General features: G+C 73.8%; 11 protein-coding genes. All 11 read right to left on the reverse strand.

The window, feature by feature from the left end:
• Positions 1-3: 3 nt before the first annotated feature.
• The gene (locus LG395_RS37865; protein WP_171158812.1) at positions 4-672 is read right to left on the reverse strand and encodes a response regulator; all 669 of its coding nucleotides are present in this window, start codon (positions 670-672) and stop codon (positions 4-6) included.
• Positions 669-1,976 carry a sensor histidine kinase gene (locus LG395_RS37870; protein ID WP_372463519.1) on the reverse strand — a complete coding sequence of 436 codons (1,308 nt, stop codon included), beginning with the start codon at positions 1,974-1,976 and terminating at the stop codon, positions 669-671. The genes LG395_RS37865 and LG395_RS37870 overlap by 4 nt, the downstream gene beginning before the upstream one ends.
• Before the next feature lie 22 nt (positions 1,977-1,998).
• Positions 1,999-2,868, reverse strand: coding sequence for an ABC transporter permease (locus tag LG395_RS37875; RefSeq protein WP_225813652.1), 870 nt, complete (start codon positions 2,866-2,868; stop codon positions 1,999-2,001).
• Positions 2,865-3,803 carry an ABC transporter ATP-binding protein gene (locus LG395_RS37880; protein ID WP_225813653.1) on the reverse strand — a complete coding sequence of 313 codons (939 nt, stop codon included), beginning with the start codon at positions 3,801-3,803 and terminating at the stop codon, positions 2,865-2,867. The genes LG395_RS37875 and LG395_RS37880 overlap by 4 nt, the downstream gene beginning before the upstream one ends.
• 440 nt (positions 3,804-4,243) lie before the next feature.
• Positions 4,244-4,975 carry a phosphatase PAP2 family protein gene (locus LG395_RS37890; protein ID WP_225813654.1) on the reverse strand — a complete coding sequence of 244 codons (732 nt, stop codon included), beginning with the start codon at positions 4,973-4,975 and terminating at the stop codon, positions 4,244-4,246.
• On the reverse strand, positions 4,972-5,580 hold the full coding sequence (locus tag LG395_RS37895; protein ID WP_225813655.1) for a phosphatase PAP2 family protein: 609 nt from the start codon (positions 5,578-5,580) through the stop codon (positions 4,972-4,974). The genes LG395_RS37890 and LG395_RS37895 overlap by 4 nt, the downstream gene beginning before the upstream one ends.
• Positions 5,577-6,245, reverse strand: coding sequence for a DedA family protein (locus tag LG395_RS37900; RefSeq protein ID WP_225813656.1), 669 nt, complete (start codon positions 6,243-6,245; stop codon positions 5,577-5,579). Before LG395_RS37900 ends, LG395_RS37895 begins: the two co-directional genes overlap by 4 nt.
• Before the next feature lie 525 nt (positions 6,246-6,770).
• Entirely contained in the window at positions 6,771-7,103 is a 333-nt protein-coding gene (locus LG395_RS37905; RefSeq protein WP_171158818.1) for a putative quinol monooxygenase, read from the reverse strand.
• Between the two features lie 137 nt (positions 7,104-7,240).
• The gene (locus LG395_RS37910; protein WP_225813657.1) at positions 7,241-10,042 is read right to left on the reverse strand and encodes a SpoIIE family protein phosphatase; all 2,802 of its coding nucleotides are present in this window, start codon (positions 10,040-10,042) and stop codon (positions 7,241-7,243) included.
• 52 nt (positions 10,043-10,094) lie between these two features.
• Positions 10,095-12,476 (reverse strand): SpoIIE family protein phosphatase, encoded by a 2,382-nt coding sequence (locus LG395_RS37915; RefSeq protein ID WP_225813658.1) that lies wholly within the window; start codon positions 12,474-12,476, stop codon positions 10,095-10,097.
• A gap of 145 nt (positions 12,477-12,621) precedes the next feature.
• The gene (locus tag LG395_RS37920) at positions 12,622-12,990 is read right to left on the reverse strand and encodes a hypothetical protein (RefSeq protein ID WP_225813659.1); all 369 of its coding nucleotides are present in this window, start codon (positions 12,988-12,990) and stop codon (positions 12,622-12,624) included.
• Between the last annotated feature and the right edge of the window lie 283 nt (positions 12,991-13,273).

The raw sequence follows: 13,273 nt of genomic DNA on the forward strand, positions 1-13,273 counted from the left end.
GGCTCAGCCCGCGTGGGGCCGGGCCAGGCCGTGGTCGTAGGCGAAGATCACCGCCTGGATGCGGTCGCGGGCGCCGATCTTGGACAGGACGCGACCGACGTGGGTCTTCACCGTGGACTCCGACAGCACGAATCGCGTGGCGATCTCTCCGTTGGACCAGCCCCTGCCGATGGCGACGAGGATCTCGCGTTCGCGGTCGGTGAGGGCGCCGAGGCGCGGATCCTCGGGTGAGCCGGTGCCGCCGGGTGGCACGAGACGGGCGAACTCGTGCAGCAGGCGCCGGGTGAGGGCGGGCGCGATCACCGCGTCGCCTGCGGCCACGGCGCGGATGCCGGCGAGGAGTTCCTCGGGGCGGGCGTCCTTGAGGAGGAAGCCGCTGGCTCCGGCGCGCAGGGCGGCGTAGACGTACTCGTCGATGTCGAAGGTGGTCAGGACCAGGACCCGGGAACGGTCGCCGGCGGCGACGATGCGGCGCGTGGCCTCGATGCCGTCCATACCCGGCATCCGTACGTCCATGAGGACGACGTCGGGGCGCAGTTCGGCGGCCTTGCGGACGGCCTCGCTGCCGTGCGCGGCCTCGCCGACCACCTCCGTCTCGGACACGGAGTCCAGGAGCATGCGGAAGCCGTACCGCTGGAGCGGCTGGTCGTCCACGATGAGCACGGTCGTCATCTGGCGCCGGCCTGGGGAGCGAGGTCGAGGGTGGCGCGCACCGTCCAGCCGCCACCGGCCGGGCCCGCGCTGACGTGCCCGCCGTAGAGTGCCGCTCGTTCCCGCATGCCCACCAGGCCGTGTCCTTCCTCGTTCGCCGGGCCGGGACGGCCGGCCGGTGTGGAGGGGCCGGAGTCCTGGACGGTGACGGTCAGCCGTGTGTCCTCGACGACGACCGCCAGGTTCGCACGGGCGCCCGCACCCGCGTGCTTGAGAGTGTTGGTCAGTGCCTCCTGCACGATGCGGTGGACCGCGAGCTGCACTCCGCCGTCGAGGGCGTCGACGTCACCGGCCGTACGGTAGACGACTTCCACGCCGGCGGCGCGCACCGCCTCGCACAGCGCGTCGATGTCCGCGAGACCGGGCTGGGGGCTGAGTTCGATCTCCCCGCGCGGGCCGTCCGGCTCACGCAGGACGCCGAGGACTCTGCGGAGTTCGCCGAGGGCCTGGCGGCCGGCGTCGCCGATGAGGTGCAAGGCCTCCTTCCCCCGCTCCGGGGAGGCGGCGGTGGCGTAGGCGCCCGCGTCGGCGAGTGTGATGATGACGGACAGGTTGTGGCCGACGATGTCGTGCATCTCGCGGGCCACCCGGGCCCGCTCGGCCGCGACGGCGAGCCGGCCCCGCTGGTCGCGTTCGGTCTCCAGCCGGGCCGCACGGTCGCGCAGCCCGGCCAGCTGAGCCCGCCGGATACGGATCGTCAGACCGAGCGCGAGGGCCGCGGTCGCCGTGCTGAGCAGGAAGAAGAGCGCGTCCCAGACCGGGACCGCCGACGACAGCCTGACCGCGACCAGGCCGAGTGCCCCCGCCGTCGCCGCGCAGGCCCACGGCAGCTGCCGTAGCCGTCCGTGCAGGGTCAGGCTGTACAGGGCGACGAGGAGGGCGACGTCCGCGCGAAGGGCGGCACCGATCGCCCACTGGAGAACGAACACGGCCGTGACCGCGCCGAAGGCCACCGCCGGTGCCCGGCGTCGCCACAGCAGCGGCAGCACCAGCCCGGCCTGGAGGGCCGGCATCCCGGCCACGGGCAACCGGGTGAGCGCCACTCGGAAGCGGCGCGCTTCGTCGCCGTCACCGTCCGGGCCGACCAGGCCGACCGCGTGCAGGAGGTCGGGCAGACAGAACACCACGAGGACCAGCACCACCACCGCGCTGTCCAGAATCCAGGGGCGGGCCCGGTCGGCGTCCCGGAGCCGCTGGGCGGCCCGGCCGAGCCGGGCGACCAGCGGACCCACCCCGCTGAGGTCTTCGGTGGTCACGGAGGTCACCAGCCCATGATGGGGGCCGCGCTCAGACGTCGCCGCGCAGCAGCCGGTACGACGCCCCGGCGAGCGCCAGCGCCGTCCAGCCGAGGAAGACCACGAGTCCGGCGCCGGGCGACAGGGCTGTCGGGTCGTGGGTCAGGGCGAAGACCGACTCGCCCGCGTGGCTGGGAAGGTAGGCGACGATGTGCCCCTGCCACGAGGTGGGCAGCAGGGAGACCAGTCCGGGTACCAGCATGAAAGCGGCCACGAGCACAGAGATGCCGCCCGCCACGGACCGCAGCAGCGCGCCGAGGGCGGTGCCGATCACGCCGACCAGGCCGAGGTAGAGTCCGGCGCCCAGCAGACTGCGTACGACACCGGCGTGACCGAGACCCATCGCGGCGGGCGTGCCGGAGACGATCCGGCTGCCGGCGAGGAAGGCGGCGAACGCGCCGGCGGTCGCGAGCACCAGCGCGACCGCGCCGAGCACCGCCGCCTTGGACCAGAGCACGGGCAGGCGGCGCGGTACGGCCGTGAGGGTCGAACGGATCATGCCCGTGGAGTACTCGCCCGCGGTGACCAGTACGCCGAGCACACCGAGGGCGAGCTGGGCGAAGTTCGTGCCGAACAGGGACAGGCTCACGGCGGTCGCGGTGGCGAAGTCGCGGTCCGGGTGCCGGCCGGAGTCGATGTTCGACGTGTAGTGGCTCGCCGCGATGACACCGAAGGCGACGAGGAACAGCAGGCCCAGCCCGAGGGTGATCCAGGTGGAGCGCAGGGACCAGAGCTTGGCCCACTCCGAGGCCAGCACGCGCCGTCCGGTCACCCGGTGGACGGGCCGCGACGCGGCGCCCACTGCCGTCTCGGGTGTCTCGGGTGTCTCGGGGGTCTTCGGGGTCGCCGTGAGGGTGCTCATGCCGCGCTCCCGGAGGTCTCGGTGCCGGTCGTGGAGCCGTGGTACTCCACGGCGTCCCGGGTCAGTTCCATGAACGCCTCCTCCAGTGACACCGCCTGGGTGGTCAGCTCGAACAGGGGGATGGCGTGCTCGGCCGCCTTCAGGCCGATCTCCCGGGCGGAGACGCCGGTCACCTGCAGTTCCTCCGAGCCGATGCGCCCGGTGATCTCCACGCCCGGTCCGGCGAGCACGTCCCGCAGCCGCGCGGGGTCGTCCGTCGCGACGCGCACGGTGTCGCCGCCGGCCTGCCGGACCAGGTCCCGCACGGTCGTGTCGGCGAGCAGCCGCCCCCGCCCGACGACGATGAGGTGATCGGCCACCAGCGCCACCTCGCTCATCAGGTGCGAGGAGACGAACACCGTGCGCCCCCCGCCCGCGAGGGAGGTGAGCAGGTTGCGGATCCACAGGACGCCCTCGGGGTCCAGCCCGTTGACGGGCTCGTCCAGCATCACGGTCTGCGGGTCGCCGAGCAGGGCGGCCGCTATGCCGAGCCGCTGGCCCATGCCGAGGGAGAAGGCACCGGCGCGCTTCTTCGCGACGCTGCCGAGACCGGCGAGTTCGACGACCTCGTCGACCCGGCGGCGCGGGATGCCGTGGGTGAGGGCGAGGGCACGGAGGTGGTTGCGGGCCGAGCGGCCGGGGTGGACCGACTTGGCCTCCAGCAGCGCGCCCACCTCCTGCAACGGCGCCTCGTGGCGGGCGTAGCGCCGTCCGTTCACCGTGACGGAGCCGCTGGTCGGCGCGTCCAGCCCGACGATCATGCGCATCGTCGTGGACTTTCCCGCACCGTTGGGTCCCAGGAACCCGGTCACCGTGCCCGGCCTCACGGTGAAGTCCAGACCGTCCACGGCTGTCTTCTCCCCGTACCTCTTGGTGAGCTGCTGTGCCTCGATCATTCACGTTCTCCCTCGGACTCCGGCGCCCGTGACGCCCGGCGCCTCCTTCCTCACGCTAGGTCCGTGACCTGCCTCGTCCGGTGGTACCGAGGGCTGAACCAGGCCGGACGGGTGGTACCGGGGTACTACGGCTCCGGGGCGCGGGGCGCGGGGCGCGGGGCGCGGGGCGCCGGGCGCGAGTGCGAGGCCGCCGGCGGTCGATGGCGGCAGCCGTGAGGTACAGGCGGTCGGTGAGTCCGGTGCCGGGCGGCCAGGAAGATCACCGGTCCGGGGGAGCCGTCGGCGCGCCTCGCCCGCACACATCCCGGCCGTCCGCGTCGGGCGAGCCCACGTCCAGCGCCGTCGCCGCGACGCCGTCGGCGGCCGGTCGCGGGGCGGTGGCACCGTCGGCGGCGAGAACAGGCGCGCAGTCCTTTTCTTGCAGGCCGCGACGCACGGCGTCACGCGGGACGTGACCGGCCTGCGTCGCCAGGATCGTGGGGTGCCTGCTCCTGCGCCGGCTCGGCGGCCGGAACCGTCGTGGGGCCGAGGAAGGCGGCGGGCAGGACGTAGGCAGCCGCGCACAGGCACGTTCCCAGCCAGCCGACGGCGAACAGCCAGCCGCCCACGACGTCGGTGAACCAGTGCACGCCCAGGTAGATCCGGGTCAGGCCGACCAGCAGGGCCCAGCAGGCGACGGCTGTCCGCAGGGCCGTGCCACCGCGGGGGGCGCGCAGGGTCAGCGCGAGGACGAGCATGCCGGCGGTCAGTGCGGCCGTCGTGGTGTGCCCCGACGGAAACGCCCAGCCGCCGGCGTGCGCCGCCCAGTCCGCGTGCGGGGGGCGCGGCCGGTGGACCAGCTCCATCACACCCGACCGCAGCAGCTGCCCGAGCCCGAGGCAGGCGAGGCAGAGCGCGGCGGCCTGCCACCGCTGCCGCGCGGTACCGCCCATCAGGGCGCCGGCCAGCGTGGCGAGCAGGTAGGGAACGACACCGGTACCGGTACTGGTCACGCCCCGTGCCACCGTCACGGCCATCTCAGGGCGGTGGCCGACCGCCCAGGTGTGGAGGCCGTGATCGAGCCACAGCGGAGCACCGGCCCGGCCGCCGACGACCATGGCCAGTACGGCGAACGCCGCCCAGGCGCCGAGGCCTACGCTGCCGGCCAGCTCGGCGACCTCCTTGCGGTTCACGAGGCCGACAGCAGCGGACGGAGCGGAGCCGACGCGGTCACCCGGCGGGCCAGCGCCGGAGATCCGCGCCGGACGGCGAGCATCGTGACGGCAGCGATCAGCCCGCCCACCACCAGCCCGGTCACCACGTCGTGCGGGTAGTGCACGCCGACCCAGACCCGCGAGGCCGCCATGGCAGCCGCCGCCACGCAGGCGACCGCGCCCAGCCGCCGCGAGACGAACAGCAGCGCCACGGCGGCAGCCGCGGCGATGGCCGCGTGGTTGCTGGGGAACGACCAGTCACCGGGCGCCGGACATGCCTCCAGGGTGCTCACCCGCAGGCTCCGGCACGGCCGGTCCTCGCGCACCGCCGTCTTGAGCAGGGCGTCGACGCCGTACGCCAGAACCACCACCACCGGAACGGCCAGCGCGGTCACCGCCGCCGTCGCCCCGGTCCGCCGGGCTCGCCACCAGCCGGCAACCATGAGCAGGGCGAACAGCGCCAGCCCGTACGCGGACCACAGCGTCACCGCGGTGTCCAGCCACCCCGGCGAGCGCTGCGCGAGACGCACCAGGTCCTGATAGGCGAAGCCGTCGATCGACGCTCCGTCGAAGGCGAGCATCATCGACGGGCCCCCTTCTCCTGGGCCCGCTCACGGCCGCGGTACAGCTCCACGGCGAGCGGCACGAGCGATATCGCGACGATCAGCGCGACCAGCGGCAGCAGATAGCGGTCCACGTTCGGGATCGAGGAGCCCAGCGCGTATCCCGCCAGGGTCAGGCCGAGGCTCCACACCAGGCCGCCGGCGGTCTGCCATACGGTGAACACCCGGGCGGGCACCCCCAGCGCTCCCGCCAGCGGATTGAGTACGGTCCGCACCACGGGCACGAACCTGGCCAGGACGATCGCCTTGGCGTGCCCGTAGCGGCCGAGCAGTTCCTCGGCCCTCTCCGCTCCCTCACGCAACCGGGCCGAACGGCTGCGGGCCAGCAGGGCACCGCCCGCCCGGCGCCCGATCAGATAACCGCACTGCGCGCCGGCCAGCGCGCCCACCGCCGCGGCCACCAGCAGCGGACCGAGGGACAGCTTCACGCCGTGCTGCCCGGTGCCGGTGCACAGCAGGCCCGCGGTGAACAGCAGGGAGTCGCCCGGCAGGAAGAAACCGATCAGCAAGCCCGTCTCGGCGAACATGACCACACCCACTCCCAGCACGCCGAAGGCGGCCAGGAGCGACTGCGCGTCAAGCGGGTTCACCGCGAGCTGCGACGACAGAACCACAGGTGTGGTCATCGGCAGGGGTCCTTTCCGGACGGGCGACTGGACGCAAGGACGACTGGGCGCACCGCGCCCGGCACGTGCACGCCCAGCGGTCTACAGTTCCGTAGACGGTCTACGGAACTGTAGACGATCGCGGGGGAGGACCGTTCCCGAGGGCTGGCGAACAACGCGCCTACCGTCGGCCGCCCTCGCCGCCGGCCGCTCCCGTCGTGCGGCAGGCCGCCGGACTGCGCACCGCCCGGTCCCAGGCCGGCCACCGGCCCGCAGCGGGCGACCTGTGCGTCGAGTCGCTGCTTGGATGCCCAGGGAACCCGCCGCCCACTGCCATCCCGCGCTGCGCCCGGTCCGCGGGGCCATCGGGCCGGCCGTCGAGCGGGCCACCGACGAGACCGCCGCCACCGTCGGCGACCGGCGGGTCATCGCCCCGCGCCGCCCTGGCAGCCCGTGCGGCGGAGGCTTCCCGGCCGGCGGCCACCCCGGCTCCGTACCGCAGCGCGTGGCCGTCCTCGTTCACCTCGCCCCGCGCCCCCCGTCAAGTCAGTCCCGCCCCTGTACGGCCATCTCCCCGAGCAGGGACCAGTCCTCCTGGGGGAGCGTCGTGTTGACGATGCGCGGTGTCTCGGCGAGATGCGGCGGCAGCGTTCGCTGTGCGTCGCGGAAGTGCTGGGAGCGGACGTGCGCGGCGCCCGCCTCGTCGTCGCGGAACGCCTCGACGAGCACGTACTCGGTCGGGTCGTCGAGGCTGCGGGACCAGTCGAACCACAGGCAGCCCGGTTCGGCGCGGGTCGCCTCGGTGAACGCGGCCGAGATCTGCGGCCATTGGTCGGCGTGCTCCGGCAGTACCCGGAATTTCGCGGTGATGAAGATCATTCCCAGCTCCTGGAGGGGTTCCGTGTCGTGCGCGTCCGTGGTCCGCGTGTCTCCATGGTCCGTGCGGTGCGCCGCAGGCGAGGCGGCCGACGCGCCGAGGAGGTCCGAAGAGGGCGGAGTCCCGGGTTCGCCCCGGCTCACGAGCCGGAATCGTCGAGGTGGTCGAGGAGGAAGTCGACCGGGGCGAGGCGCGGGACGGCCGACGTGCCGTCGTGGAGGACCTGTTCCGCCCAGATGACCTTGCCGCGGGGCGTGTACCGCGTCCCCCACCGCTGGGCGAACTGCGCCACCAGGAACAGCCCCCGCCCGCCCTCGTCCGTGGTCGCCGCCCGCCGCAGGCGCGGTGAGGTGCCGCTGCCGTCCGAGACCTCGCAGATCAGACACCGTCCGTGCAGCAGTCGCACGCGCACCGGCGGTGAGCCGTACCGGATCGCGTTCGTGACCAGTTCGCTGACGATCAGCTCCGTGGCGAACCCGGCCTCCTCCAGCCCCCACTTCCGCAGCGTCTCCCTGCACCGCGCCCGCACCGAGGGAACCAGCGCGGGGTCCGGCGGCACCTCCCACTCGGCCACACGCGAAGGCGGGAACGTGCGGGTACGTGCCGTGAGCAGCGCGATGTCGTCGGCGGAGGGCGACGGCTTCAGCGCGTCGATCACCGCCTGGCACGTCTCGTCCGGGGTGCGGTTCGCTGAGCCGTCCAGCGCACGGCGCAGCCGCTCCAGTCCGACGTCGATGTCCTCCGCGCGGTTCTCCACCAGGCCGTCGGTGTACAGCACCAGTTGCGAACCCTCCGGCAGGGACAGCTCGGTGGTCTCGAACGGGTAGCCGCCCAGACCGAGGGGTGCCGACGCCGGCACCCCGGCGCAGGTCACCGTTCCGTCCGGGCGCACCACCACCGGTTCCGGGTGTCCCGCACGTGCCATGGTGCAGCACCCCACCACCGGGTCGTAGACCGCGTAGAGGCAGGTCGCCCCGGTCACGCCCACGCCTTCGTGGTCCCCCTCGGCATCACCCGCGCGCTCCTCGTCGTCCATGCGGACGACCAGGTCGTCGAGGTTGCCGAGCACCTCGTCCACGGGCAGGTCCAGGACGGCGAAGTTGTGCACCGCGGTGCGCAGCCGGCCCATCGTCGCCGCCGCGTGCAGACCGCGCCCGACGACGTCGCCCATCACCAGGGCCACCCTGGCCCCCGTGAGCGGGATGACGTCGAACCAGTCCCCGCCCACGCCCGCCTCCGCCGGCAGGTACCGCCAGGCCACCTCCAGGGCGTCCTGGTCCGGCTGCCCGCGCGGCAGCAGACTGCGCTGGAGCGTCACCGCCATCGCGTGTTCCCGCGTGAACCTCCGCGCGTTGTCGATGGCCACCGCCGCCCGAACGGCCAGTTCCTCCGCGAAGGCCAGGTCCTCCGGCTCGAACGCCAAGGACCCCGCCGTCCGGTAGAAGTTCACCACCCCCAGCGCCACGTCTCGCGCCCGCAGCGGCACGGTGACCAGCGACCGCAGCCCGCTCTCCAGGGCCGTCCGGGAGCGTTCCGGATCCTGCTCCCGCCAGCCGCGGGCCCGCCGCAGGTCCGCCTCCAGCACACCCCGTCCCTCCTGCAGCGCCCGCATCTGCGGGCTGCGGGCCGAGAAGGTGATCACTTCGCCCAGCGGGTACACCGGGGTCATCCGCCGCTCGCCGCCGATCGCCGCCCGGCGCAGTTGGCGCCAGCCCTCGGCGGTCGGTTCCCAGCCCCGCAGCACGGCGTCGAGCAGGTCCACCGTCACCAGGTCGGCGAACTGCGGCGCCGCCACCTCGGCCAGCTCCTGGGCCGTACGCTCCACGTCCAGCGTCGTGCCGATCCTCACCCCCGCCTCGTACAGCAGGTCCAGCCGCTCCCGCGCGACCTCGGCGCGGCCGGAGACCGCCGCCAGCTCCGTGGTGTCCCGCAGGGTCACCACGCTGCCTCCCCGGCCGGCCCGCGGGTACGCCGGCCGTTTGTTCACCGCCAGCAACCGGTTCCCCACGCGGTACACCTCGTCCGTGACCGCCTCCGGCGACGACAGCAGGCGCATGACCGGCTCCGGCAGCCCCAGCTCCGCCACCGGACGCCCCTTCGCGTCCTTCGGCAGCCCGAGCAGCCGGGCCGCCTCGTCGTTCGCCAGCAGCAGCCGTCCGTCGTCACCGATGATCAGCACGCCCTCCCGCACCGCGTGCAGGACCGCGTCGTGGTGCTCGTACAACCCCGCCAGCTCCACCGGTGACAGCCCGTGCGTCTGCCGCCGCAGCCGCCGCGACACCAGGGTCGTGCCGGCCGTGGCCAGTGCCAGCGCCGCCACGCCACTGCCCAGGATGATCGGCAGCTGCGGCAGCCAGAGTGCGGCGACGTTCCTGACCGTGAGGCCGGCGGAGACCAGGCCGACCACCGTGCCACGCGAGTCGGTCACCGGGACCACGGCCTGCACGTCCGTCCCCCTGCCCGCGGGCAGGGGCGGCCCGCCGGCCTGCTCGACGACGGTACGGCCCCGCACCGCGGGCCCGATGGTGCCGACGAACCTCTTCCCGATCTCTCCCGGGTAGGGGTACGTGTAACGAATCCCCGTCGTGCTCATGACGATGACGAAATCCATGCCCGAGCGCTTGCGCGCCGTCTCGGCCCGCGGCTGGAGCACCGCCGACGGGTCCCGGCTCCGCAGCGCCTCGGCCGTGCCCGGCGCGCTCGCGAAGGACTGGGCCGCGATCACCGACGCCCGTCGCCCCTGCTGAAGGGCGTCACGCGCCGCCTGGAGGATCATGCCCACCACCGTGGCCACGACCAGCAGGGCCACGATGACGACCTGGAGAAGGAACACCTGACCGGCCGCGCTGCGCACGTCCAGCAGGGAGGCGCGGCGTTCACGCGGGCGGCCCGGGGGCGGATGTCGTTCCGGGGTCCGAGGACGCCCGGAAAATACCTCCATACACCCTTGATAACACCACCGCGGGACAGCCGTACGCCGCGGTGCGGCGCTCTTAGGGAATGGCCAGCTCGGCCCAGATGGTCTTCCCGGACGCGGTGTAGCGCGTGCCCCAGCGCTGGGACATCTGGGCGACGAGGAAGAGCCCGCGGCCACCCTCGTCGTCCCGCCGCGCCCGCCGCAGATGGGGTGCGGTGTGCGCGTTGTCGGAGACCTCGCACAGCAGGCAGCGGTCCCTGATCAGCCGCAGCATGACCGGCCCGGAGGCGTACCGGATGCTGTTGGTGACCAGCTCGCTCACCACGAGCGCCGCGCTGAACGACAGGTCGGACAGGCCCCAGTCGGCCAACTGGCGCTCGGTGCCCGTGCGGGCCCGCGCCACCATGGCGGGGTCCGGCGGCAGCTCAAGGTCCGCCACACGGTCGTCGCCGAGCCGCCGGGTGCGCACGAGCAGCAGCGTGGCGTCGTCGGTCTGCGGACCGGGCGGCCGGGCCGTGAGCGCGCGGTCGCACAGCTCCTCCAGCGGGCACCGCTGCCAGGTGAGCACATGGGCCAGGCGGTCGATGCCGCTGTCGATGTCGGTGTGCCGGTCCTCCACGACCCCGTCGGTGAAGAACGCCACCACGCTGCCGCCGGCCAGACTCAGCTCGACGTTCTCGTAGGGCAGGCCGCCCAGTCCGAGCGGCGGCCCCGGCGCCAGCGCCGACAAGGCCACCGAGCCGCTCGCATCGGCCACGATCGGCGGGGGATGGCCCGCGCTCGCCCACACGCACCGGCCGCCGACCGGGTCGTAGATCGCGTACAGACAGGTCACCCCGAGCGTCTCGTCGCCCAGTCCGCCGTCGGCGTCGGAGTCCGAGTCCTGCGCGACCAGGGCGTCCAGCCGGGTGAGCAGTTCGGCCGGGTCCAGGTCCAGCAGGGCCAGGGTCCGTACGGTGGCGCGCAGCCGGCCCATGGTCGCGGCCGCGTGCACCCCGTGGCCCACCACGTCGCCGACGGTCAGGCCCACCCTGGCGCCGGACAGCGGGATCAGGTCGAACCAGTCGCCGCCCACGCCCACGCGACTGTCGGCGGGCAGGTAGCGGTACGCCACGTCGACCGCGCTCTGCTCGGGCAGGTGCCGGGGCAGCAGGCTCCGCTGGAGTACGAGGGCCGCCGCGTGCTGGCTGGTGTACCGGCGGGCGTTGTCGATGCCGACGGCGGCCCGCTCGGCCAGTTCCACCGCTAGCGTCTGCTCCTCGGGCCCGAAGCGGTCGGGGTTGCTGCTGCGCAGGAAGGTGGCGAGGCCCAGCACCGCGTTCCGGGTGAGCAGCGGGACGAAGAGGCAGCAGCGCGAGCCGGCCGCTCCCGTCCCGTCCGGTGCCCCGCACGGGTCGGCGTGGACGACGGGGCGGCTGGTGGCCAGGCTCCGCGCCTGCGGTGACGAGGGCGGGTAGGAGACGGGACTGGTCCGGAACTCCTCCGGCGTCCGGCCGTGCATCCGCAGCAGGCTGTGTCCCGGCGCGGACCCCGTGGGCGGCTGCCGGCCCTCGATGACCGCCGGCGGCAGGTCCACCAGCACCTCGTCGGCCAGCTGCGGTACCGCCACGTCCGCGAGCTCCGCGGCCGTACGGCGTACGTCCAGCGAGGCACCGATGCGCTTGCCCGCCCGGACGAGCAGCGACAGCCGTTCCTGGGCGCGGTAGCGGTCGGTGATGTCCAGGGACTCCTCGAAGACTCCCAGCAGTTCACCGCGGGCGTCCACGAGCCGGTGGTACGAACAGGACCAGACGTGCTCGCGCACCGGGTCGGCGGGGGCACGCCCGCGGTAGTGCATGCCCATGATCGGCTCGCCCGTCGTCAGCACGTGTTCCATGATCTGGTCTTCGTCCGGAGGGTGGTGGCGGGAGATGAACTCGCCCTCCGGGAAGAGATCCGCGGCCGGCCGGCCGATGTACTGGGCGATCCCCGCCAGCTCCAGATCGGTGGAGACGTTCCCCCAGACGACGCGCATGTCGGTGTCGAAGATCGTCAGGCCCACGGCGGACTCGGTCGCCAGCCCCTGCAGCATCGCCAGCTGCGCCTCCCAGCCGCGCTGCGTGTCCAGGTCGGCCGCGACCACGACGGTCGCGGCGGCGCCCCGGTGCGCGAGCGGGCTGAACGTCACGGCCGCGCGCAGGGTCCGTCCGTCCCGGCGGCACAGGTCCAGGACGGTGCCGCGGGGCCCGTGGCCCTTGCAGAGCTTGCAGAGGGTGGACAGCCGCTGTCCGGGGGCCGCTGACAGCAGCCGGGCGGCCGGCTGCCCGAGCACCTCCTCGGGGGAGTGCCCGAGCAGGCGCTGGGCCGAGGACCCCCAGCCGGAGACGCGGCCTTCGGCGTCCAGTACCGCGGCGGCGGCCTTGGAGAGGTCCAGCGGACTGTGGAAATCGACGTTGGCGGCATGCGGAAAACGATCCATGGCACCGCTTCCCTCCGTGCTCCCTCAGCATCCCGTGCCGGGCTGCGGACGACAACCGCACGGGTGACGGCCCCGGCGCCCCGATGCCGTGGCGGGCCTCGGGCGCGGCGAGTCGCACGGCTCGGCCGGTGCCGTGGCGGGCCGGTCAGCCGGCCTTCTTCCACCGCGGCCACTGCTCCAGCGCGGTGGTGACGCGTTCCGTCAGAAGCGGGACGGTCCTCGTCGCCTGTTCGTAGGCGGCGTCGAGGTCTTCCGGCATCTTCGTGTTGCGCCGCACGTCGTCGGTGTCCGAGTCGAGCACGGACGTGCACTCACGGGCCGCGTCCCGGCCCTTGGCCAGCAGGGCGGACCACGCGCGGCCCAGGTCGGGGTCGGGGACGCCCAGATGGCGCCGGGCGGTGGCCGTGTCGCGGGCGAGAGAGCACGGCCGGCCGGGCGCGGCCCCGCAGACCGGTGCATGGGTCCGCGGGGCCTCGGTGGGGCCGTGCTCGGGGACGGGCGGACAGCGGCGCATCAACTGACCCCTTCGGCGTCGGCACCCGGCTCTTGCTTGAGGCCCTGGCGGCTGGGCCGGAGGGCGGCCATCGGGGCGGGCCGAGCGGGTGACGGTACGGGGAGGCGGGCCGGGGTCCGCGGGGACGTGACACCGCGGGCGGTGGACGCCGCCGACCCCGGTCGGAGCAGCGGAATACGCGGAGGCGCGGCCCTGTTGCGGGGGTATAGTTGAAACGTCAACCTCTTGGAAGGGTGGAGGACGGATGCAGTTCGGCATCTTCACGGTCGGTGATGTGACCCTC

The sequence above is a fragment of the Streptomyces spinosus genome (assembly GCF_020400655.1).
In the GTDB taxonomy this organism is placed as follows: domain Bacteria; phylum Actinomycetota; class Actinomycetes; order Streptomycetales; family Streptomycetaceae; genus Streptomyces; species Streptomyces argyrophylli.